19 protein-coding genes, 1 tRNA gene and 1 pseudogene are annotated in these 19907 nt (G+C 64.1%); 12 read left to right on the top strand and 9 right to left on the bottom strand.

Translation table 11 applies throughout. The annotated features are described in order from the left end of the window. Positions 1–61 precede the first annotated feature (61 nt). Complete coding sequence (locus tag QZZ02_RS10240; protein WP_291844195.1) at positions 62–2017, bottom strand: PAS domain-containing protein; 1956 nt, start codon at positions 2015–2017, stop codon at positions 62–64. 297 nt (positions 2018–2314) lie between these two features. Here QZZ02_RS10240 and QZZ02_RS10235 point away from each other — a divergent pair, with 297 nt between their 5' ends. Beyond that, positions 2315–2530, top strand: coding sequence for a hypothetical protein (locus QZZ02_RS10235; protein WP_291844134.1), 216 nt, complete (start codon positions 2315–2317; stop codon positions 2528–2530). A gap of 12 nt (positions 2531–2542) precedes the next feature. Here QZZ02_RS10235 and ccmI read toward each other — a convergent pair whose 3' ends face one another. Genes ccmI through QZZ02_RS10210 form a run of 5 tightly spaced genes read right to left on the bottom strand, consistent with a single transcriptional unit; the run spans position 2543 to position 7911 of the window. Next, entirely contained in the window at positions 2543–3394 is an 852-nt protein-coding gene (ccmI, locus tag QZZ02_RS10230; protein WP_291844133.1) for a c-type cytochrome biogenesis protein CcmI, read from the bottom strand. Continuing rightward, positions 3391–3867, bottom strand: coding sequence for a cytochrome c-type biogenesis protein (locus QZZ02_RS10225; RefSeq protein WP_291844132.1), 477 nt, complete (start codon positions 3865–3867; stop codon positions 3391–3393). Before QZZ02_RS10225 ends, ccmI begins: the two co-directional genes overlap by 4 nt. After that, entirely contained in the window at positions 3864–4397 is a 534-nt protein-coding gene (locus QZZ02_RS10220; RefSeq protein WP_291844131.1) for a DsbE family thiol:disulfide interchange protein, read from the bottom strand. The genes QZZ02_RS10225 and QZZ02_RS10220 overlap by 4 nt, the downstream gene beginning before the upstream one ends. Beyond that, entirely contained in the window at positions 4394–6382 is a 1989-nt protein-coding gene (locus tag QZZ02_RS10215; protein WP_291844130.1) for a heme lyase CcmF/NrfE family subunit, read from the bottom strand. Before QZZ02_RS10215 ends, QZZ02_RS10220 begins: the two co-directional genes overlap by 4 nt. A 59-nt stretch (positions 6383–6441) precedes the next feature. Next, positions 6442–7911, bottom strand: a complete 1470-nt coding sequence (locus tag QZZ02_RS10210; protein WP_291844129.1) for a sodium/proline symporter — start codon at positions 7909–7911, stop codon at positions 6442–6444. 176 nt (positions 7912–8087) lie between these two features. Between QZZ02_RS10210 and QZZ02_RS10205 the strand changes: the two genes are divergently transcribed. From QZZ02_RS10205 to QZZ02_RS10190, 4 genes are all read left to right on the top strand, one after another. Continuing rightward, positions 8088–9308 (top strand): acyl-CoA dehydrogenase, encoded by a 1221-nt coding sequence (locus tag QZZ02_RS10205; protein WP_291844128.1) that lies wholly within the window; start codon positions 8088–8090, stop codon positions 9306–9308. Between the two features lie 94 nt (positions 9309–9402). Next, positions 9403–10137: a tetratricopeptide repeat protein gene (locus tag QZZ02_RS10200; RefSeq protein WP_291844127.1), complete on the top strand. Its 735-nt coding sequence runs from the start codon at positions 9403–9405 to the stop codon at positions 10135–10137. A 91-nt stretch (positions 10138–10228) separates the two neighbouring features. Continuing rightward, positions 10229–10319: transfer RNA gene (locus QZZ02_RS10195), tRNA-Ser, on the top strand. 171 nt (positions 10320–10490) lie between these two features. After that, the gene (locus QZZ02_RS10190) at positions 10491–11645 is read left to right on the top strand and encodes a hypothetical protein (protein WP_291844126.1); all 1155 of its coding nucleotides are present in this window, start codon (positions 10491–10493) and stop codon (positions 11643–11645) included. 89 nt (positions 11646–11734) lie between these two features. On the opposite strand, the gene QZZ02_RS10185 is transcribed toward QZZ02_RS10190, so the two are convergent. Continuing rightward, positions 11735–12712: an oxidoreductase gene (locus tag QZZ02_RS10185; RefSeq protein WP_291844125.1), complete on the bottom strand. Its 978-nt coding sequence runs from the start codon at positions 12710–12712 to the stop codon at positions 11735–11737. A 163-nt stretch (positions 12713–12875) separates the two neighbouring features. Here QZZ02_RS10185 and QZZ02_RS10180 point away from each other — a divergent pair, with 163 nt between their 5' ends. The 3 genes from QZZ02_RS10180 (at position 12876) to QZZ02_RS10170 (ending at position 16744) form a co-directional block, all read left to right on the top strand. Beyond that, positions 12876–14258: a cytochrome P450 gene (locus tag QZZ02_RS10180; RefSeq protein WP_291844124.1), complete on the top strand. Its 1383-nt coding sequence runs from the start codon at positions 12876–12878 to the stop codon at positions 14256–14258. Positions 14259–14543: 285 nt separating this feature from the next. Beyond that, complete coding sequence (locus tag QZZ02_RS10175) at positions 14544–15611, top strand: NAD-dependent epimerase/dehydratase family protein (RefSeq protein WP_291844123.1); 1068 nt, start codon at positions 14544–14546, stop codon at positions 15609–15611. A 74-nt stretch (positions 15612–15685) separates the two neighbouring features. Beyond that, positions 15686–16744, top strand: a complete 1059-nt coding sequence (locus tag QZZ02_RS10170) for an SMP-30/gluconolactonase/LRE family protein (protein ID WP_291844122.1) — start codon at positions 15686–15688, stop codon at positions 16742–16744. Here the strand turns inward: QZZ02_RS10170 and QZZ02_RS10165 are convergent. Continuing rightward, on the bottom strand, positions 16741–17184 hold the full coding sequence (locus tag QZZ02_RS10165) for a D-Ala-D-Ala carboxypeptidase family metallohydrolase (RefSeq protein ID WP_291844121.1): 444 nt from the start codon (positions 17182–17184) through the stop codon (positions 16741–16743). The genes QZZ02_RS10170 and QZZ02_RS10165 overlap by 4 nt on opposite strands. Before the next feature lie 240 nt (positions 17185–17424). On the opposite strand from QZZ02_RS10165, the gene QZZ02_RS10160 reads away from it, so the two are divergent. The 4 genes from QZZ02_RS10160 to QZZ02_RS10145 all read left to right on the top strand — a co-directional run bounded on the left by QZZ02_RS10160 (position 17425) and on the right by QZZ02_RS10145 (position 19764). After that, positions 17425–18360: an alpha/beta hydrolase gene (locus QZZ02_RS10160; protein ID WP_291844120.1), complete on the top strand. Its 936-nt coding sequence runs from the start codon at positions 17425–17427 to the stop codon at positions 18358–18360. After that, a complete protein-coding gene (locus QZZ02_RS10155) occupies positions 18353–19156 on the top strand; it encodes a crotonase/enoyl-CoA hydratase family protein (RefSeq protein WP_291844119.1) in 804 nt (267 codons plus the stop codon). Before QZZ02_RS10160 ends, QZZ02_RS10155 begins: the two co-directional genes overlap by 8 nt. A 165-nt stretch (positions 19157–19321) precedes the next feature. Then, positions 19322–19450 carry a hypothetical protein gene (locus QZZ02_RS10150; RefSeq protein ID WP_291844118.1) on the top strand — a complete coding sequence of 43 codons (129 nt, stop codon included), beginning with the start codon at positions 19322–19324 and terminating at the stop codon, positions 19448–19450. Positions 19451–19473: 23 nt separating this feature from the next. After that, positions 19474–19764: a GNAT family N-acetyltransferase gene (locus QZZ02_RS10145; RefSeq protein ID WP_366511527.1), complete on the top strand. Its 291-nt coding sequence runs from the start codon at positions 19474–19476 to the stop codon at positions 19762–19764. A gap of 16 nt (positions 19765–19780) precedes the next feature. Here the strand turns inward: QZZ02_RS10145 and QZZ02_RS10140 are convergent. Then, a pseudogene (locus QZZ02_RS10140) lies at positions 19781–19907 on the bottom strand (IS5/IS1182 family transposase); the annotation flags it as partial.

Raw genomic sequence — 19907 nt, 5'->3', positions numbered from 1 at the left:
ACGGACCGTGAGTGTCAGCCGTCCCGAACCCCTCGTCAAACACTCAATGTATGGACTGCGTCTAGACCGCTTCGCCAGTCATAAGGGAATAGCGATCCACGGGGTCTCGCGGTAACGCTACGGTAAAACATGCGCCGACATCGACCTCGCCCTCGGCACGAATCGTCCCGCCATGGCGCTCGACTATCCGCTGGCACAGGGCGAGCCCGACCCCGGTACCCGGATAGGCATCGCGCGAATGCAAGCGCTGGAAGACCTCGAATATCCGTTCGGCATACTTCTGGGAAAAGCCGATTCCATTGTCGCTGATCGCGATCCGGCAGCATCGCTTGCCATTCTGCACACCGATATCAATCACCGGGCGGCGGCCGGCAGCCCTGTATTTCAACGCGTTGCCAATCAGATTGACGAATAGCTGACGCATCAATATCCGGTCGCCGGCAATCTTCGCCTCGGGCGGGAAATTGATTGTCGCGTGACAGTCGTCCACAGCAATCTCGAGATCCGTCATGACGTCCTGCATCAACTCGTCGAGCTGCAGGACCTCCACATTCAGCGCGGTGTGCGCCGAACGGGAATATTGCAGGAGGTCGGCGATGAGTTGTTGCATGCGCTGCGCCGCATCGACCATCTGGCCAATCATCTTGGTACCGCGTTCGTCCAGCAGCGGACTGTAATCACGCGCCAGGAGACTGCCGAACGTGGATACTTTTCGCAGCGGCTCCTGCAGGTCATGCGAGGCAATCGAGGCGAAGCGCTCGAGTTCGGCATTGTTGCGTTTCAGTTCAGCTGCCTGGCGGCGCAATCTTTGTTCATCCGCCCGCTGCCCGGTGACATCCTGGATGACACTGAAGCTGCGCGGAATCCGGTCACCCGGATCGAGCAGTGACTGGACCCAGACATGGACGAGGCGTTCTTCACCATCACTTGCCCGCGTGAAACGGATCGCCTCGGCTTCAAGCGCACCGCTCTCGACCGATCGTTCAAAAAGGCTGCGGGCCGTCGCGAAATCATCGGGATGCACACGCGAGAGCAGGGTGTCGAAAGACAGCTCAAACTGCGTCCGATCAAGCCCGAGAATGCTGTAGACCTCGTCACTGGCTGACCCCGGCCCGGCCTCGGGACTGATCTCGATATAACCGACCCGGGCAGCCTCGCCGGCCATTTCCAGCAAGCGGAGCCGGTCCCTGGCGCGCATTTCGGCAGTCTTGCGCTCGGTGATGTCATCGATCGACCCTGCCATTCGCAAGGCCTGGCCGCCCCGCCCCCATTCCGCCTGCCCACGCGCCTGAACCCAGAAATACTCCCCGCCCTCGTGCCGCAACCGATACTCGATCGCGAAGGGCTTGCGCTGGGACAGGTGATCGTTGATGGCCAGAATGACCCGGTCCAGGTCTGCCGCGTGCAGCCGGTCCACAAAATCATCAAAAGTCGGTTGGAAATCCGGATCCAAAACCCCCACCAGTTCGAGAAAGCGCGGCGACCAGTAAAGCGCATCGCTTCGGACATCCCATTCCCACAAACCAACGCTGGCACCCTTGACGGCGAGCGAGAAGCGTCGATCAGCCTCGCGAAGGGCGAGGTGGTGACTGACCAGGGCGCCGGCAGTCTCCAATACGGCGACGGCGTCGGGGCTCCAAGCGCGCGGTTGTGCGTCTGGCGCTGTCAGATTGAGGGTCCCGTAAACGGCGCCACCAACGAAAAGGCGAACGCCGAGATAGGTCTCAAGCGCCATGTCGCGATAGCAGGGATGATCGGAAAACAGGCTTTCCGACGCCTTGTGGACATAGATCGGCTTCTCAAGCGTGATCACGCGTTCGCAATAGGTCTGGCTGAGATCGAAGACCTGGCCAACCTCGACCTCGGCATTCACATCACGAACGAATTGAACCTCGTAACGTGCGCCTTCGATTTGCGCGATAATGGCAAGTGGAAGGTCGAAAAAGCGCGCGACCGTCTCCAGCAAGCGATCAATGCAAGCGTCGTGACCACCCTCCCCGCTCGTGCTGATTTGCACGAGCTGCAACAAAATCTCCTGCGTCGGCTCTGATGTACCGGCGCGCACTGTCGTTTTCGGCTGCTTCATGCGTTCCATAACGGCTGGCCGACACCCCATTTTCCGGTCAACCTTGCCTCGCCCTGTAGGTCACATGCTAATCGCCACCCAGTGGCGGCGCAAGCAACCTCCCCGCGCAAGGCCGGCATGAAGGGGCGAAAAAACAACAAGTCTTATCGATTGTCGGGATGGACCTCGCGATCTTATTACGTTTTTGTAACGATACCTGCTAATCGATTCATCGCTGGGGAGCTGAGGATGAAAACGACTGCAATCATCTTGGGTGGCACACTTGCCGTTACAATGCTGGCCATCAACTGTCCGGCATCGGTCCGCGCGGCGGTGTCCGAGCGGACCCAGATTCCGGACCATGTCTATGAAGAAGCCGAGCGTCAGCTGGACGTCTTCGTGGCCTGGGCGCGGAATGACGCCAATGTCCCGCAGATGGCACCGCGCGACCTGCCGGCCTCCTAGGGCCTCGTCGACCTATTGATTGCCATCATCACCGGGCTGGCCGTCGAGCGCGCTCTCAGCGCGCGCGGCGGCGATCCGCGCCTCGACCATGCCGCGATAGGCCGCGTCGGCCCCCGATTCGTCGAGAATCGCCTGCCAGCTCGCCAGTGCGGCCTCCCGATCACCGTCCTGATACACCGCCTCAGCCATGAAGAAACGAGCCCGGACATCGAGCGGATCAACATCCAGCGCGCGGGCAAAGGCCTCGCGCGCAGTCGGCGTCATTGTGCCACCGGCTTCAAACAGGCGCGCCTGTCCCAACGAGGCAAACAGATAGGCCGAGCCCGGTTCCCAATCGATGGCTGACTCGAATGCCTCGGCGGCGACCGTATACCGCCCGATCCGCAAATTCGCCTCGCCAAGGACGGCCCAGCCCTGCGGATTGTCGGGATTACTCTCGAGGCTGGCGCGAAGATTGGCCAGTTCGGCCATGATTTCCCGGGCCTCCTCGGGGAGTTCCGGCGCACGGGCCGGCTCCATGCCAACCAGATGCGGACTACCCAGTATCAGGTACAGAGCCACCGCGAGGATGGCCGACACGCCGGAGCCCGCGACCAGACCACGCCGCAGGACCGTCGAAACCGAAGCTGCGTCTGTCCCGGCGACGGCGGCGGACTGGCTCATGCGGCGGCGGATTTCCAGCTCGGCCTGGCGCGCGGCAGCGGTTTCGATAAAGCCGAGTTCCCGGTCCCGGTCGAGTTCGGCCAGCTGACCGACAAACACATCCGTGCCATCAGCCAGCGAACCGCGAACACCGCGCATGACCGGCAGGACAAGCGCAAGAACCACCAGGCTGGCAAGAAAAGCGATCAGGATCCAGATCATGACTGCCCCTCCTGCTCACGCAGCCGCGCCAGTTCGGCGTCCTCGTCGGCGTCAGGCGCGATATCAACGCGGCGCGCCTGCTGCCGGACGAAAATGACCAGAACGGTGCCGCCACCGATGAGGGCGATAAAGGGCAGCAACCAGAGGAACAGCGTATTGGCCTGAACGGGCGGGCTCATCAGCACATAATCGCCGTAGCGTTCACGCACCCAGGCGCGGACCTCGGCATTGCTGTCGCCGGCCAGCAGGCGCTCCCTCACCTTGATCCGCATATCGGCCGCCAGGGCAGCATTGCTCTCGTCGATGCTCTGGCTCTGGCAGACCACGCAGCGCAGCTCGCGATAAAGATCGCGGGCCCGCGTCTCCATGACGGCATCGTCCATCCGCTCGTCCGGCGGCGGCGATGCCTGTGCCACAGGCGCCAGGCACAACAGGGCGGCGACGAGCGCCAGGATGCGAAATGCTCTGGTCATTCCGCCTCCAGCGCCTCGATCATGGGAAGAAGAATGCTGCGCCACACGGTTTCGTCGATAATGCCAACATGATGGAAGCGCACGCGCCCCTGCTGATCGACAAGGAAGGTTTCCGGGGCACCGGTGATCCCCAGCTCGAAAGCCAGATTGCCTGCCGCGTCATCGCCAACGCGGTGGTAGGGATTGCCATTGCGCGCCAGCCAGGCCGCGCCGTCGCCCGGCGCGTCGCGCCAGTTGACGCCATAGATCGGGACGCGGCCCGAGCGACTGATCTGCATCAGCATCGGATGCTCGATCTCGCAGGGCGGGCACCAGGATCCGAACACGTTGAGCAAGGCGACCCGCCCGTCCAGGTCAGCGCGCGACAGGCCGGGCTCGCCCTCGGCAATCCCCGCAAGGTCGAATGCCGGCAGAGGCCGGTCGATCATCTGACTGGGAATGGCGGACGGATCCTCACGCAGGCCGAGCGCAAAATAGACCCCCATCACGATGAAGATCGCCAGGGGCAGAAAGAGAAAGGCGCGATTCATTCCGCCGGCTCCGCGACACCGGCGCCGGCCTTGTTCATCGATTTCGCACCGAGTGCCCGACGGCCCCGGTCCGAGATCGACAGCAAACCGCCCAGGCCGAGCACGCCAGAGCCGATCCACAGCCAGACCGCAAACGGGTAGAGATAGACATGCACCGGCCAACCGTGCTCCGGGCTGGGTTGCCCGATGGTGACATAAACGTCGCCGGTCGCCCGCGCATGGATGGCGGATTCGGTCGTCGACATGCCGCGCACCGGGTAAAGACGCCGTTCAGCCGTCAGGTTCGCCACCAGCCTCTGGTCGCGGCGAACAGTCAGATATCCGCGCTCGGCAACATAATTGGCCCCCTCAACCTGTTCGACCCGATCCAGGGTGACGGTGAGCTCGCGAATGTCGAGATGCTGGCCAGGCATCAGAAAACTGCTCGTCTCCTGTTTCCACGCACTGACCCCGGTAATGGCGAAAACCATGATGGCGAGACCGAAATGGGCCACAGACATGCCCCAAATCCCGAGCGGCAGGCGCGCCGCCCGCGCCAGCGAGGCCGCGACCGGGATCTGCCCGAGCTTGAAGCGCTTGCCCAGATCGATCAGCACCCCGACCGCGATCCAGATCGCAAGGGCGGTCCCCAGGGCGCCCGCCACCAGGCTGCGATCAGCAATCCAGAATGCCGCCAGGGCACCGGCCAGCGCCGCAAGCCCCGCCGGCGCGAGATCCTTGAGCACCGGCAGCAACTTGCCACGTTTCCACGCCAGCATGCCCGAGATCGGCACCAGGACGAGCAAGGCGCCCATCATCGGGTTGAAGGTCTGGTTGTAGAAGGGCGCGCCTACAGTCACCGTCTCATCACTCACCGTGGTGATGAAAAGCGGATAGAAGGTGCCAAAAAAGACCAGGGCGCAGGCTGCGGCCAAAACCAGGTTATTGACCAGCAGCGTGCTCTCGCGGCTGACCTCGGAAAACATGCCGGTCGGCTTCAGCAGGTTGGCCCGCAGCCCATAGATCAGCAGCGAGCCACCGATCAGCGCGATCAGGATGGCCAGGATGAAGACGCCGCGCTCGGGATCGACGGCGAAGGCGTGTACTGAAGTCAGGACGCCGGAGCGGACCAGGAAGGTGCCCACCATAGACAGGGCGAAGGTCAGCAGGGCGAGCAGGATGGTCCAGGCCTTCAGCGTGTCGCGCTTTTCCATCACTCGCAGCGAGTGGATGAAGGCGGTGCCTGCCAGCCAGGGCATGAGCGAGGCGTTCTCGACCGGATCCCAGGCCCACCAGCCGCCCCAGCCAAGCTCGTAATAGGCCCAGCTGGCACCCAGCGCGATTCCAACCGTCAGGAAAGTCCAGGCCGCGAGCGCCCAGGGCCGCACAATACGGGCCCAGCGGGCATCCACACGTCCCTCCAGCAGGGCGGCAACCGCGAAGGAGAAGGTGATCGAGAAACCGACATAACCCGCGTAGAGCATGGGCGGATGCGAGGCGAGGCCAGGGTCCTGCAGAAGCGGATTGAGATCGAGGCCGTTCTCCGGCCCCGGCCACAGGCGGGCAAACGGGTTGGAGGTGAACAGCAAAAAGGCGGTAAACGCCGCGGTAATCAGCGACTGAACGGCAAAGGTCAGCGAAATCAGCCGCGCTTCGACCGGTCCGGCCGACCAGGCCAGCGCCGCCGTATAGCCCGTCAGTATGAGGGCCCAGAGCAGCATCGAGCCCTCATGATTGCCCCAGACGCCGGTCAGCTTGTAGAGCAAGGGCTTGTCGGTGTGCGAGTTCTCGGCAACGACCAGCACGCTGAAATCGGACACGGCAAACAGCCAGGCCAGACAGGCGAAGGCCGCCAGCACCAGGGCGAACTGCGCGATCGCGCCGATCCGGGCAAAGCCGTGCACCACGGCATCGCCGGTCCGCAGCCCCGCAAAGATGGCCACCGACTGGAAGAGCGCGACCACGAAGGCCAGGATGAGGGCAAATTGCCCGAGTTCAGCAATCATGACGCCGACTTGTTACGGGAAGCCACGAAGGTCAAGGCGCGAGGTGTCGCAGGTGGATGTTACACGCGGCCCCTCACCCGCCCGAACCACAGGATCAGCAAAGCGGGAACCCACGGGAAAACCCGCTCGAACGGATCGCCCGGCAATTGCGCCCAGTGTGCCGCCATTGCCGCCGGCGCCGGCAGACCGGCGGGATCGAGGGCGCCCATGGCGTTGAAGAAAACCGTCAGGCCGAAGCCGACAATCATCGCGGCGAGCACGGCCCTGTGACCGGACTGGACGCCGCAGACCCGCATCACGATGACCGGGCCGAAGGCCGCGCCGAGCGCGGCCCAGGCGAACAGGACGCGGGCGAAGATCGTGGATGGCAGGGCCAGCGTCATCCACACGGCAACCAGTGCGATGGCGACCATGACGATCCGCGAGACCGTGACTTCCTGCCCGGCAAACCGGCGCGACACACCGAGATCCCGGCTCACCGCCGAAGCCGCGACCAGCAGGATGGAATCGACCGTCGACATGACGGCAGACAGGACGGCAGCGATGACCAGACCGCCGACGATCGGCGGCAGAAAGTCACGCGCGACCTGGTAGAAGACCGCTTCGCCATTCGACCCGGCCCCGACCAGCGCCCGGCCGGCCAGGCCGAGCACGGTCATGCCGACAAAGACAAGCACCGCCCAGACGATGGCGATCTGGAAGCCGCGGCGGCGCGCCGCCTCATCCTTGACCGCCATCAGGCGGGCGATCAGCTGTGGCTGTCCCAGCGCGCCGAGGCCGACACCCCACACGCCGATCACGAAGCCGGCCAGCAGCATGACCGGCATGTCACCGCCAAAGCTCAGATAGGCCGCGCTTTCATTGGCCGAGAGGCTTGCCATGACACCGGCCGGGCCGCCCGCCGCGACCAGCGCTGCGACCGGCAGGAGCAGTGCGACCAGCAGCATGAGCGCACCCTGCAGCATGTCGGTCACGCTGACCGCCCAGAAGCCTCCGAGCAGGGAATAGACCAGCACCACACCGGCACCGACCAGCACCGATTCCAGCCGCGGCAGCGCGAATTGCGTTTCGAAGGCCTGGGCGGCAGCGCCGAACTGGGCTGCGATATAGAAGATGAAGCAGAACAGGATCATGAACGCCGCAACCATGGCAATCAGGCGCTTGCCGCCCGGCGACTGGCCGCCGGCGAGGAAATCGGCCGTCGTGACATGGCCCTCGGCCTGTGTCTCGGCGCGCAGGCGCCGACCGAACCACAGCCAGACAGCGACATAGCCGCCCCAGATTCCCGGCACCATCCACAGGGCCGACAGGCCGTTGAGATAGACAAAGCCGGAAAAGCCGAGCAACACCCAGGCTGAAGAGGTGGAGGCGGCATAGGACAGCCCTGCAACCCAGGGACCAAGCCCCTGCCCGGCGATGAAGAAATCGCTTTCGGTCTGGTTGCGCCGCGAGGCCCAGACGCCGACTCCGATGAGCAAGAGCTTGTAGCCAACCAGCGTGGCCAGAACGATCAGGCTTTCCTGCGACATGCATCCCTCCCCGAATGACGTCGTTCAGAGTCGTGTGACCCTGTCCGCGGTCACCTCTAGCCGTGTTTGCGATACCACGCCAAGCCGAACCGCTCCGGCGGCTTGCTCCGCGCTTCCCGCCCGGCTAATCCGGCAATAAAGCGAAACGCAAAGACGCCCGAGGGGACGGAAACATCATGACCGACAAGCCGACGCTAAAAGCCAAGGACGCTCCGGATCTGGGTTCGTTCAACTGGCAGGACCCGTTCCAACTCGACGACCAGCTGACCGAGGAAGAGCGCCTGGTCCGCGACACCGCGCACAGCTATGCCCAGGCCAGGCTGCAGCCGCGGGTCATCGATGCCTATCGCGAGGAAAACACCGACCCGGCCATTTTCCGCGAAATGGGTGAGCAGGGCCTTTTGGGCTGCACCCTGCCGGAAGAATATGGCGGCGCCGGCCTGGGCTATGTCGCCTATGGCTTGGTCGCCCGCGAGGTCGAGCGTGTGGACAGTGGTTACCGCTCGATGATGTCGGTCCAGTCCTCCCTCGTCATGTATCCGATCTATGCCTATGGCTCGGAAGAACAGCGCCAGAAATATCTGCCCAAACTCGCCTCGGGCGAATGGATCGGCTGTTTCGGCCTGACCGAGCCCGATGCCGGCTCGGACCCGGCCGGCATGAAGACGCGCGCCACAAAAATCGAGGGCGGTTACCGTCTGACCGGCTCGAAAATGTGGATCTCCAACTCGCCCATCGCTGACGTTTTCGTAGTGTGGGCGAAGTCGGACGCCCATGACGGCAAGATCCGCGGTTTCGTGCTGGAAAAGGGCATGAAAGGCCTGTCGGCTCCCAAGATCGGCGGCAAGCTGTCGCTGCGCGCCTCGATCACCGGCGAGATCGTGATGGACAATGTCGAGGTCGGCGAAGACGCCCTCCTGCCGCATGTCTCCGGCCTCAAGGGCCCGTTCGGCTGCCTCAACCGCGCCCGCTACGGCATTTCCTGGGGCGCCATGGGCGCGGCCGAATTCTGCTGGCATGCGGCGCGGCAATACGGGCTCGACCGGCACCAGTTCAACAAGCCGCTCGCCCAGACCCAGCTCTACCAGAAGAAACTGGCCGACATGCAGACCGAGATCACGCTCGGCCTGCAGGGTTCGCTGCGCATCGGCCGCCTGATGGACGAAGCCAGGGCGGCGCCGGAAATGATCTCGATCATGAAGCGCAATAATTGCGGCAAGGCGCTGGATATCGCCCGCATGGCGCGCGACATGCACGGCGGCAACGGCATCTCCGAGGAATTCCAGGTCATGCGCCACATGGTCAATCTGGAAACGGTCAACACCTATGAAGGCGCCCACGATGTGCACGCCCTCATCCTCGGCCGCGCCCAGACCGGATTGCAGGCCTTCTTCTAGGATCGACCAAACCTCAGGGCGCTCCCGTCAGACGCGCTGTCTTGCCCCCTGCAACCCTCTCGCTTAAACCGGTGGGGTTGGCAGGGGGGACAACATGCCGATTCTGATGGGGATTCACATTCTGGTCGCGCTTGCCTGCGCGGTTCACGTCATCCGCACGCAGCGCCAGATGTACTGGATCATGATCCTGTTCATCTTCCCCGCGCTGGGCTCGATCGTCTACATCCTCGCGGAAGTCCTGCCCTCGATGGCCGGCAGCGCCCAGGCGCGCAAGGCCGGAGCCGCCGCGCGCAAGGCACTCGATCCGGGGCGCGAAGCCCGCGAGGCGCTCACCCAGGTCGAGATCAGCCGGACCCCCGGGAATATGCGCCGCGCCGCCGATGCCTTGCTGGCCACGAACCGGCCCGCCGATGCCTTGGTCATGGCCCGCGAGGCTACCAGTGGCGCCTTCGCCGAGGATGCGGCGATGATGTTCACCCTGGCGCGGGCCCAATACGAGACCGGCGATTACACGGCCGCCCTCGCCCAGCTCGAGGCCATGCAGGCCGCCCATCCCGACATCCGCCACCCGGAGGCCCACCTGCTCTTCGCGCGCACCCAGGAAGCCCTGGGCCGCCATGAGGAGGCTGCCGCGACCTATGCCAGCGTGTCGGACCATTTCCCCGGTCCGGAGGCCCGCGCCCGCTGGGCCCTGATGCTTGAAAGCCTCGGCGAGGCCGATGAAGCCCGGGCCCGATGGCAGGAGATTACGGCGGCCGCGCGTCACGCGCCGAAATTCGTCCAGCGCACCCATCATCGCTGGCTGGACATGGCCCGCAGCCGCGCCTGAGCAATCGCCAGGGCCATGTCTCTGCAATCCGCCCACGAATTGCGGCAGCTCGCACTTGAAGCCCGCGCCGCCGCATTCTAAACCGGTCAGTGGAGAGGTGGCCGAGTGGTCGAAGGCGCTCCCCTGCTAAGGGAGTGTGCGCCAAAAGCGTACCGTGGGTTCGAATCCCATCCTCTCCGCCACTACCTTACGTGTTGACGTTTTACCGGTTCAGGGAGAATCGGCAAATCGCGCTGGCCGAATGCCGGCAGTTTGCTGCCCGAATTTGCCAAGCGTTGTAGATAGGGGACCGGTCCGCTTTCGTCTGACAACGACCTGCGATACAAGCGTCGTGTATGCAAAGGGGTATGTAGATGGCACGATTTCTTGCAGGACTTCTGATCGCTCTCGCGGGACTTGACTGCACCTTTGCCCAAGAGGGGGACGGCTATCATCCTCGTGCTCGGGTCTCCATGGATCCAAGCTCACGCATTCCCGATCATATAAGCGAGATTGTCGGCCCCGCCCCCGAACTGCATGTCTATGAGGGTGTCCTTGAGCCTAGGCAGGTCTATCGTATCGAGGCCAATCCCGAACTGGGCTTTCACTGGCCCTACCTCTTGCTCCTGCCCGAGACCGTCGCCCCGGACGGCGCCGTTCTGGTCCAGCCCAATAATGACGGATTGCCCGGCGCCCCGTTTGAAACGCATGAATACTGGGCCGCGATCCGAAACGAGCAGCTGTATTTCGATTTCGGCCGCCATCTCGGCACCCCGATGTTGACCCCGGTCTTCCCGCGACCGCTGGTCGAAGGCATCGGCGGCAATCTCTACATCCATGCCCTGACCCTTCCGACGATGACGCACGCCGATGGACGGTATGCCCGTCCGGATCTTCAAATTCTGGCGATGCTGGATGACGCCCGGGCCAAGCTCGCATCCAACGGCCATCAGCTCTCCGACGACGCGCTCTTCTGGGGCTTTTCCGCGGCGGCGGATTTCGTAACCCGCATGACGGTCCTTCATCCCGAGCGCGTGCGGGCGGTCGCCGCTGGCGGGGTTGGTGGATTGCCCATCCTGCCCGTCGAGACCCATGATGGCGAAAGCCTGGCCTATCCGGTCGGCATTGCCGACCTCGAGCAGGTTTCCGGCCGCCCTCTGAATGGCGCCGCCTTGCGCGAGACGCCCTTTCTGCTGTTCCAGGGCGGCAGTGACGAAAACGATTCAGTGCGGGAGCCGCCCTTCACCTGCGAGAATTTCCGGTCCGACAGCTATGATTGTGAGCAGAGCATCTGGGTAAATGAAACGCTCGGTGCTTCAACCATCGCCCGTGTGCCGGCCGTCCGCGCGATCTACTCGGACTTCGGCATGGAGGATTTCAACTCTCTCCTCCTGCCCGGTATCGGTCATACGACCCCGGACGCGATGGAAGCGAGGCTACGCGCCTACTTCGCCTGCGTGCTGGCGAACGAGACCGGCTGCGCGATGGCAGTCACAGTACCCGATCTCAGCGAGCCGCCCGCCGAATAGGCGACGCGAGGCAACTGGAAGACCAGGCACGACTACCGTTCCACGCGTCCTGGGCGCTTACGGTTGAATTCACGTCCGGCGACCGTCTCTCACACCTCCGCCAGCAGCGTCTCACTCACCGTCCACAGGCGCTCTGCCGCCTCGTCATCGCAGGCATGGGCGTCAACGCCGGCATAGCGGGCGAGCGGGCTGTCGGGGTTGGTCGGCGCGGCGATGTCGCAATTCTCGCAATAGACGCCCGGCTTGCCGTCCAACAGGGCCGAGCTGGCGGCCCACAGCGTGGTTGAACAGCCCTGCTCCGGCGTCTTGAAGCCCTGTTTGGCCAATTCCGACATTTCGCCATTCTCGTCGAGCCAGCCCAGCGCAATCATCTCCTCCTGCGGCAGATGGCGCTGCAGCGGCGTGAAAATCCCGCCCGGATGAACCGCAAAGGCCGCGCCGCCACTCGCCTTGAAACGGCGGGACAGGGCATTGGCGAACAGCGCATTGGCGGTCTTAGCCTGGCCATAGGCCTGCCATTTGTCATAGGGCGTGTCGGTGAACTGGATATCGTCCCAGCGAATGCCGCAAATCTTGTGTGCGGTGGAGGACAGCGCCACGACCCGTGTGCCAGGCTTTGAGGTCAGTGCCGGCATCAAGGCCTGGGTCAGCGCGAAATGGCCCATGTGATTGATGCCGAACTGGGATTCCCAGCCCGGCCCGACCCGCGCTTCCGGGCAGGCCATGATACCGGCATTATTGATCAGGAGATCGATCGAAGCGCGCGTCTCAAGAATGTCGGCGGCAAAGCGCCGGACCGAGGCCAGGTCCGCGAGATCCATCGCGGCTGTTGTCACATTGCCCGCAACATCTGCCAGCGTTTCAGCCGCCTTTTCCGGCGACCGGACCGGCACCAGGACGGAGACGCCCTTGGCCGCCAGGGCGCGCACGGTTTCCAGGCCGATCCCGCTATAGCCGCCAGTGACGATGGCGAACTTGCCCGCCAAATCGATGTCGGCGAGCACCTCTGCACCGCTGCTCTTGGCATGAAAGCCCGATTGTGTCGGTACCTGGTCGGATATGGCCATGTCCTGTCTCCCCATCTTGTTGCCCGGACAGACAAGCGCGGGACGGCCGCCGACACAACTTCATTCTCTGCCGCGGCGCGAACTTCGCTTGCCACACTGTCCCGGCCCGCCCTAACGTCAAACGTGAACATTGTTCGATTTTTGACAGGAACGGTCCGAACCGATGCAACTCGTCAGCGATGTCATTCTGGAAGACCAGCCGCAGGTCGCCCCCCATTTCGAGGCTCGCTATCCATCCCTGGAGGGGTTTGCCCTGTGGGATCCGCAGGCCTGGACGAACGGTCATCCGCACGATTTCTTCCGGCGCATGCGCGAGGAGGCACCGGTGATGTGGCAAAGCGCCGACCCGAAGCGCGCCGGCTACTGGTCGGTCAGCCGCTATGACGACATCAAGGCGGTGGAACTGGCGCCCGAGATCTATTCGTCCGAGCGCGGCAGCATCAACATGTTCGTGATGCCGCGGAATGAATGGAAGCCGAAAAAGCTGATCCCGGCCGCCTTCAACTCCATCATCAATCTGGACCAGCCCCAGCACATGCAGATGCGGATCCAGCAGAAGGATTACTTCATACCGCGCTTCGTAGCCGAACTGGGCGAGCGTGTTGATGCCAAGATCGACAGCCTGCTGGACGAGATGGAAAGACGCGGCCCCGTCGTCGATTTCGTGTCGCTCTTCTCGCAGGAATTGCCGCTCTTCACCTTGTGCGAAATGCTGGGGATCGACGAGGCGGACCGGCCGAAAATCATCCGCTGGATGCACTATCTGGAACTGGCCAACCAGTATTTCGTCAATCCCTGGACCCTGCTTTCGCGCCGTCCCTGGTTCCCGATCAAATTCTACCACTATGTCAACGAGATGTTCGCCTATGGCGAGCGCGTGATGGCGGATCGGCGGGTCAATCCCAGGCCGGACCTGATGACGGCGATCGCCAATACCCGGATGGCCGGCAAACCCCTGCCCCAGGAATATCTCGACGGCTCCTGGCTGCTGATCATTTTCGCCGGAAACGATACCTCGCGAAACTCGCTGTCGGGCACGATCCGGCTGCTCACCGAGTTCCCGGACCAGCGCGCGCGCGTCCTGGCCGACCGCTCGCTGATCCCGGCCATGACAAATGAGGCGCTGCGGATGATCTCACCCGTCCAGCACATGCGGCGCACAGCGATGGAGGATACCGAGCTGAGCGGTCAGCGCATCGCCCGCGACGAGAAGGTTGTGCTCTGGTATCCGGCCGCCAATCGCGACCCGGATGTCTTTGCGGATCCTGACCGCTTCGACGTCTCGCGCGAAAATGTCGACAAGCACATTGCCTTCGGACACGGCCCGCACAAATGCCTCGGCAACCGCATCGCGCAAATGCAGCTCCAGCGCGCCCTAACCAAGATCCTTGAGCGCTTCCCGAACATTGCCTGGACCGGGAAGCAGACAATTTCGCCGAATACGCTGGTGCACGCGATCTCCAGCCTTGAGGTCAATCTCTACGGGCCGAACGGTCAGCGCCCGACACAGGTCGCTGTTTCGCGCCACCTTGGCGCCAAGGCCTGACCACAAGCGCGTCCGCAAGGGCTGCGCGGCCGGGCCGAACAGGCCGGCGCGTCGAAACGGTCGCAGCGACCGCAGCCGGTGGCAAGGAAGTCCTGATATCGGTGATCATGTCGTGGCCGCCCCACCGCAGCGGGCCAGGCCGCGTGCTGCGGGCGCAGACAGGCAGGGCTTTGCCCGTCCGGAGAACCATCGAGCCTGTTCCATGGGCGCGCGCGACGAGCGCGCTGGCATCGGGCACGGATCGGACTAACCTGTGCCGCGACCCTGAAACACGTGAGGCCCGTCATGACGCAGATCAATCCCGCCAGCCCCGTCCTGGTAACCGGCGGTACAGGCTATCTGGCCGGCGTGATCATCGCCCAGCTTCTCGGCAAAGGACATGTCGTCCATGTGACGGTTCGCGACCCGGACCAGCGCGAAAAGCTGAAACACCTCGAGGCAGTCGCGGCGGCCTCACCCGGTTCGATCCGCTATTTTCGCGCCGACCTGCTCAATCCGGACGCCTTTGCTCCGGCGATGGCCGGCTGCGAGCTGGTCATCCACACCGCCTCGCCCTTCATCGCCCATGTCGAGGATCCGCAACGCGATCTCATCGATCCGGCTGTCGAGGGAACGCGCAATGTGCTGGCGGCAGTGAACGCCACGGAAACAGTCAGACGCGTTGTGCTGACCTCCAGCTGCGCGGCCATCTATGGCGATAACAGCGACATTGCCGGCATGCCGGAGAGGCGGCTCACCGAAACCGTCTGGAACACCAGTTCCACACTCGGCCACCAGGCCTATTCCCTGTCAAAAACCCGCGCCGAGAAAGCCGCCTGGGATATCGTCCACGCCCAGTCTCGCTGGGATCTGGTGACCATCAACCCGTCCCTCATTCTCGGCCCGGGCATCAATCCGCAGGCGAGCGGCGAAAGCTATTCCATCCTGACCCAGATGGGGGATGGCACGATGGCAGCCGGCATACCCGACTTCCGTATCGGCGCCGTCGATGTGCGCGAGGTTGCCGCCGCCCACATTGCGGCCGGCTACACGCCCGAGGCGCTGGGCCGCCATATCCTCTCGGCCCACGACACGGGCTTCGTCGAGATCAGCGCCCTCCTGCGCGAGCATTTCGGCGACCGCTACCGCTTCGGGAAGTCCATCCTGCCGAAATTCCTGGTCTGGCTGATCGGTCCGATGATCAATCCGGCGCTGACCCGCAAGATGGTCAGCCGCAATGTCGGTATCCCGTTCACGGCAGACAATTCAAAGAGCCGCGAGGCCCTGTCCATCAGCTACCGGCCGTTGGCCGAGACCGTCACGGAGCATTTCCAGCAATTGATCGAGGCAGGCCGGATCAAGCCACGCGCCTGATGGCATCATCGACGCCGCGCTTTCGTTCCAGGCCGAAATCCGCTTTGCTCGTGTCGGGATCCGGGGAGAAGAAGATGCGGATGATTCTGATCATTCTGGGGCTGATCGCGGCGCTGGTCGGGTTCGCCGCCTACGGGCCGGGCGCTCTGAATGCCATGCACTTTGCACCACCGGTCGCCGATCCGGCGCTGGATGAGCGGTTCGAACGGGTCCAGACGCCGATCCGCACGGAACGTGCTGATTTCCACGGCGCCGAGGATCTCGAACCCGGGCCGGACGGCCGGCTGTATGCCTCGCTCGCCGACGGGCGGATCATGGCCCGTGACACGGCCGGTATCTGGTCGGAGATCGCCGATACCGGCGGCCGCCCGCTCGGACTGAGCTTTGCGCCGGACGGATCGCTCTTCGTGGCCGATGCCTTGCGCGGGCTTCTGCAGCTGACGCCGGACGGCTGGACGGTCTGGATCGCCTCGGCCCAGGATGGCGGCCCCCTCGTCTTTACCGATGACCTCAGCGTGCTGGAAGACGGCCGCATCATCCTGACCGATGCTTCGCTGCGGCACGGCTATGGCGCACATCTCGATTCCTTCCTGGAAGCCGAGCAAACGGGGCGCATCCTGCTGGTCACAGCGCCCGGCGACATGACCGAGCTCGCCAGCGGGCTGGGCTTCATCAATGGCGTCGACCATGATCCGGCGACCGGCCTGGTCTATGTCAATGAAACCTGGGCCGGACGCATCTGGCAGCTCGATCCGGACGCCGGCGAGCTGACGGTGCTGATCGAGGGCCTGCCGGGTTATCCCGACAATCTGGAGTTCGACCCGGCAAGCGGGCTTGTCTGGACTGCCATGCCGTCGCTGCGTGCGGCGGACCTCGAAGCCCTGCATGCCCGCCCCTTCTTGAAACGCCTGATATGGCGCTGGCTGCAGATCGCCGGACTACCGGCGCTGCCCGACCGTCCGGCCATGGCGATTGCGGTCGACACGGACGGCCAGCCTGTCTTCGGGCTGCGGGGTCCGCTGGAGGATGCAGACGGGATCACCACGGCCCTGATCTGGAATGGGGAGTTGTGGACGGCCGGACTGGCCCGCGACGGGATCACGGTATTCGCGGCGCCGGCGGTAGCGGACTAGTCTTCGACGATCCCCCACTCGACCGGCGTGCCCGGCCCGCCCTTCTGGGTCTTGACTTCGCGGCGCATGCGCGGATCGAAACTGATATGATTGATCTTGCGCGACGCCTCATAGATCAGCTGATCGAAGGCCAGCGGCGAGGCCTCCAGCGCTTTGGCAACATCAACCGGCTGCATGTCCTTGACGGTAAAATCAGCGGCGTATCCCAATGCATGCGCCGAATTGGGTACGCCACCGACCTGCTTGTTGACCGCCGGGTTCCGGTAGCCCGATGTGATGCTGACCGGACGGTCACCCAGCACGCGGCGGACCTGCTCCATGCCGCAAGCCAGGCCATGCAGCGCACGCAGATGCTCCTCCTCCGGCGTATTCGGATCACCCATGGATTTGGCTGTGTCCGAACGGATGAATTCCGCCAATGTGAAATTGCGGGTCAACATGTCCTGCTCCCTCATGTCTGGTCGAGCCCTAGTGTAGCGCAAAGCGCCGCCCGCTGAAGATGTATCTGGCGAAAAATCACGGATCACCTGCCCGGGCAATGGGCAGCCGGCGGCGATGTGCGGATTGCCCGTCCTGCAAGCACCGCTGAATGTCCCGCATGCAGCCATGTGTGCAATCCCGGCTCGAACCCGCCCGTTCGCCGCACTAGCCTTGCCGGGGCGATGGGAGGAAACAAAGGCATGACCGAAACGTCTGACACACCCGATCCGGTTCGCTTCTCCCACGCGCTCGCCAATGGCACGCTCGCCGGGCTGGCATGGCCCAATCCCGGCTCGCCGCGGCTGGTCTTCATCCATGCGAACGGATTCTGCGCCAGCGCCTATAAACGGCTTCTGGGACGGCTGGCGCCGCGTTTCGACATTATCGCGCCGGATCTGCGCGGCCATGGCCGGTCGCGTCTGCCGACCGACCCCGACAACCATCGCAGCTGGGCTCTCTACGCGCAGGATGTCCTGGACTGGCTCAAACAGCTGGACCGACCGGCCGATGCCTTTGCCGGCCATTCCATGGGGGCAATCGTCGCCCTGCTCAGCGCCAGCGCTGCGGCCGACACGGCACCGCTCGCCCTGATCGAGCCGGTCATCCTTCCGCCCGTGTTCTATTTGACCGCCGCCAGCCCGTTTCGCGGGCTGATCAAGGGTCGGATCCCGATCGCCAATGCGGCCCGGAAACGGTTTGACGGCTGGGCAAGCCCCGCCGATGCCCATGCGCGCTATGTGCGGCACCGCACTTTCCGCAACTGGGCCGAGGGGGTTCTGGATGACTATCTGGAAGACGGGCTTACGCGGGCCGAGGACGGGATGTACCACCTGTCCTGCACGCCCGGCTGGGAAGCGGCAAATTTTGAGGCCCAGGGACATGATATCGGCGCCGCCCTGCGCCGCCACCGCGGCCCGATCCGGGTGCTCGGCGCCGAGCGGGCCTCGACGATCGTCAACCCGCGGACCCTGACGAGACGCGGGATCGTGATCGACCGCATGGCCGGCACAGGTCATCTCGCACCGCTGGAGGTTCCCGACCGGGTTGCCGCCTGGCTCGGCGACTGCCTTGCTGCAGGCCCTCGGGAATCAGGAAATCCTGGCAATGGACCGCTGGAGGCGCAGGACCATGGATGAACGCTTTGCCGACCGCGTGCAGGTGCGGATCATCGACCGGGTCGCCCATGTTACGCTGGATCGGCCGGACAAGCTCAATGCGATCGACCCCGCCATGTTCGAGGGCTTGCTGGCTGCCGGTTCGTTTCTGGCCAGGCGGACGGACATCCGCGCCGTGGTTCTCGCCGGGTCCGGACGCATGTTCTGCGCCGGGCTGGACTTTGCGAGCTTTGCCGCCATGGCCGGCGAGGATCTCACTCGCGAACCCCTGGAGAAGCGGACACACGGCCTCACCAACCGGCCGCAGCAGGCCTGCCTGCAATGGCGCGACCTGCCTGTCCCGGTCATCGCGGCGATCCAGGGCGGCGCGCTCGGTGGTGGGCTGCAGATTGCCCTGGGTGCGGATATCCGCGTCGTCGCGCCGCAAGCCCGGCTGGCAATTGCCGAAATACGTTGGGGCCTGGTGCCGGATATGGGCGGCTGCGTTGTCCTGCCGGGACTAATGCGCGACGACCAGATCCGGGCCCTGACCTATAGCGGTCGGGACGTGACCGGCAAGGAAGCGGTCACGCTCGGGCTCGCCACCTTGTGCGCCGATGATCCGCTGGCGGAGGCGCAGGCCATGGCTGCCGGGATCGCAACACGCAGCCCGTCGGCCATGCGGGCCAGCAAGCGCCTGCTGAACCTTGCGGCCGGCGCGGATGCCGCTACCGTCCTGATGGCGGAATCGGTGGAACAATCCGCCCTGATGGGCGGACCGGACCAGACCGAGGCCGTCCTGGCGCAACTGCAAAAGCGGCTGCCCGACTTCGACTGAACGCGCGCGTCGACCGAACCAACGATCGACCGAACCAGCGGTCGGCCGATCCGGCGAAGTCCCGAGCGGATTGGGTCCGGCGGAACGGTTCAGTTTTTCCAAAATAGCCACTAATAACGCCTGATCGACCCAATTACATCTCCGTCAACGAAAACGGAGGCGAAGATGCGCTTTGTCGGACTTGTACTTTCCATCATGATCCTTGCCGGAACCGGGCTGCTCGCCTGGCAGGAAGCTGCCTCCGGCAGCGCCCTGACGGTACGCCCAGCACTCGATCAACCGGTCAGCGGCTGACCCGGACGGAGAGATTCATGAGCATGAGTTTCAGCCAGGAAGAGACTGGCTCAAAAGGTCGCTATGTCGCGCATGTCGAGGGCGAGGAAGAAACGGGCGAAATGACCTATTCGCGCCTCTCGGCAACACGGATCATCGTCGACCATACCGGTGTGCCGGACAGTTTGCGGGGGCTTGGCGTCGGCGCGGCGCTGGCCCGTCATGTCGTCGCAGAGGCCCGCAAGATCGGGTTCACCATCGTGCCGCTCTGCCCCTTTCTGCAAGCCCAGGCAGCGCGCAACCCGGACTGGTCTGACGTGATCGAAGCGCTCTGAAAGGCGACGCGACGTCCTAGGTCGTGGACTCATAACTTCTGGCCCAGAGTCGGATTGAAGCGAGAGCGACTGCGGCTAGGAAGTTTCTTGCGAGCTTGTCGAAGCGTGTTGCGCATCGGCGGAAGTGCTTGATTTTGCAGAAG

The sequence above is a fragment of the Maricaulis sp. genome (genome assembly GCF_015665295.1).
Lineage (GTDB): Bacteria > Pseudomonadota > Alphaproteobacteria > Caulobacterales > Maricaulaceae > Maricaulis.
Note: the sequence above shows the minus strand (reverse complement) of the source record. Positions and strands in the feature narration are given on the sequence as shown.

Coding starts and splice junctions, on each gene's coding strand:
- QZZ02_RS10190 (WP_291844126.1), top strand. CDS start 10,491: ATGGCACGATTTCTTGCAGGACTTCTGATCGCTCTCGCGGGACTTGAC.
- QZZ02_RS10155 (WP_291844119.1), top strand. CDS start 18,353: ATGGATGAACGCTTTGCCGACCGCGTGCAGGTGCGGATCATCGACCGG.
- QZZ02_RS10145 (WP_366511527.1), top strand. CDS start 19,474: ATGAGTTTCAGCCAGGAAGAGACTGGCTCAAAAGGTCGCTATGTCGCG.
- QZZ02_RS10220 (WP_291844131.1), bottom strand. CDS start 4,397: ATGAATCGCGCCTTTCTCTTTCTGCCCCTGGCGATCTTCATCGTGATG.
- QZZ02_RS10165 (WP_291844121.1), bottom strand. CDS start 17,184: ATGTTGACCCGCAATTTCACATTGGCGGAATTCATCCGTTCGGACACA.
- QZZ02_RS10205 (WP_291844128.1), top strand. CDS start 8,088: ATGACCGACAAGCCGACGCTAAAAGCCAAGGACGCTCCGGATCTGGGT.
- QZZ02_RS10235 (WP_291844134.1), top strand. CDS start 2,315: ATGAAAACGACTGCAATCATCTTGGGTGGCACACTTGCCGTTACAATG.
- QZZ02_RS10225 (WP_291844132.1), bottom strand. CDS start 3,867: ATGACCAGAGCATTTCGCATCCTGGCGCTCGTCGCCGCCCTGTTGTGC.
- QZZ02_RS10180 (WP_291844124.1), top strand. CDS start 12,876: ATGCAACTCGTCAGCGATGTCATTCTGGAAGACCAGCCGCAGGTCGCC.
- ccmI (WP_291844133.1), bottom strand. CDS start 3,394: ATGATCTGGATCCTGATCGCTTTTCTTGCCAGCCTGGTGGTTCTTGCG.
- QZZ02_RS10175 (WP_291844123.1), top strand. CDS start 14,544: ATGACGCAGATCAATCCCGCCAGCCCCGTCCTGGTAACCGGCGGTACA.
- QZZ02_RS10185 (WP_291844125.1), bottom strand. CDS start 12,712: ATGGCCATATCCGACCAGGTACCGACACAATCGGGCTTTCATGCCAAG.
- QZZ02_RS10150 (WP_291844118.1), top strand. CDS start 19,322: ATGCGCTTTGTCGGACTTGTACTTTCCATCATGATCCTTGCCGGAACC.
- QZZ02_RS10170 (WP_291844122.1), top strand. CDS start 15,686: ATGCGGATGATTCTGATCATTCTGGGGCTGATCGCGGCGCTGGTCGGG.
- QZZ02_RS10200 (WP_291844127.1), top strand. CDS start 9,403: ATGCCGATTCTGATGGGGATTCACATTCTGGTCGCGCTTGCCTGCGCG.
- QZZ02_RS10210 (WP_291844129.1), bottom strand. CDS start 7,911: ATGTCGCAGGAAAGCCTGATCGTTCTGGCCACGCTGGTTGGCTACAAG.
- QZZ02_RS10215 (WP_291844130.1), bottom strand. CDS start 6,382: ATGATTGCTGAACTCGGGCAATTTGCCCTCATCCTGGCCTTCGTGGTC.
- QZZ02_RS10160 (WP_291844120.1), top strand. CDS start 17,425: ATGACCGAAACGTCTGACACACCCGATCCGGTTCGCTTCTCCCACGCG.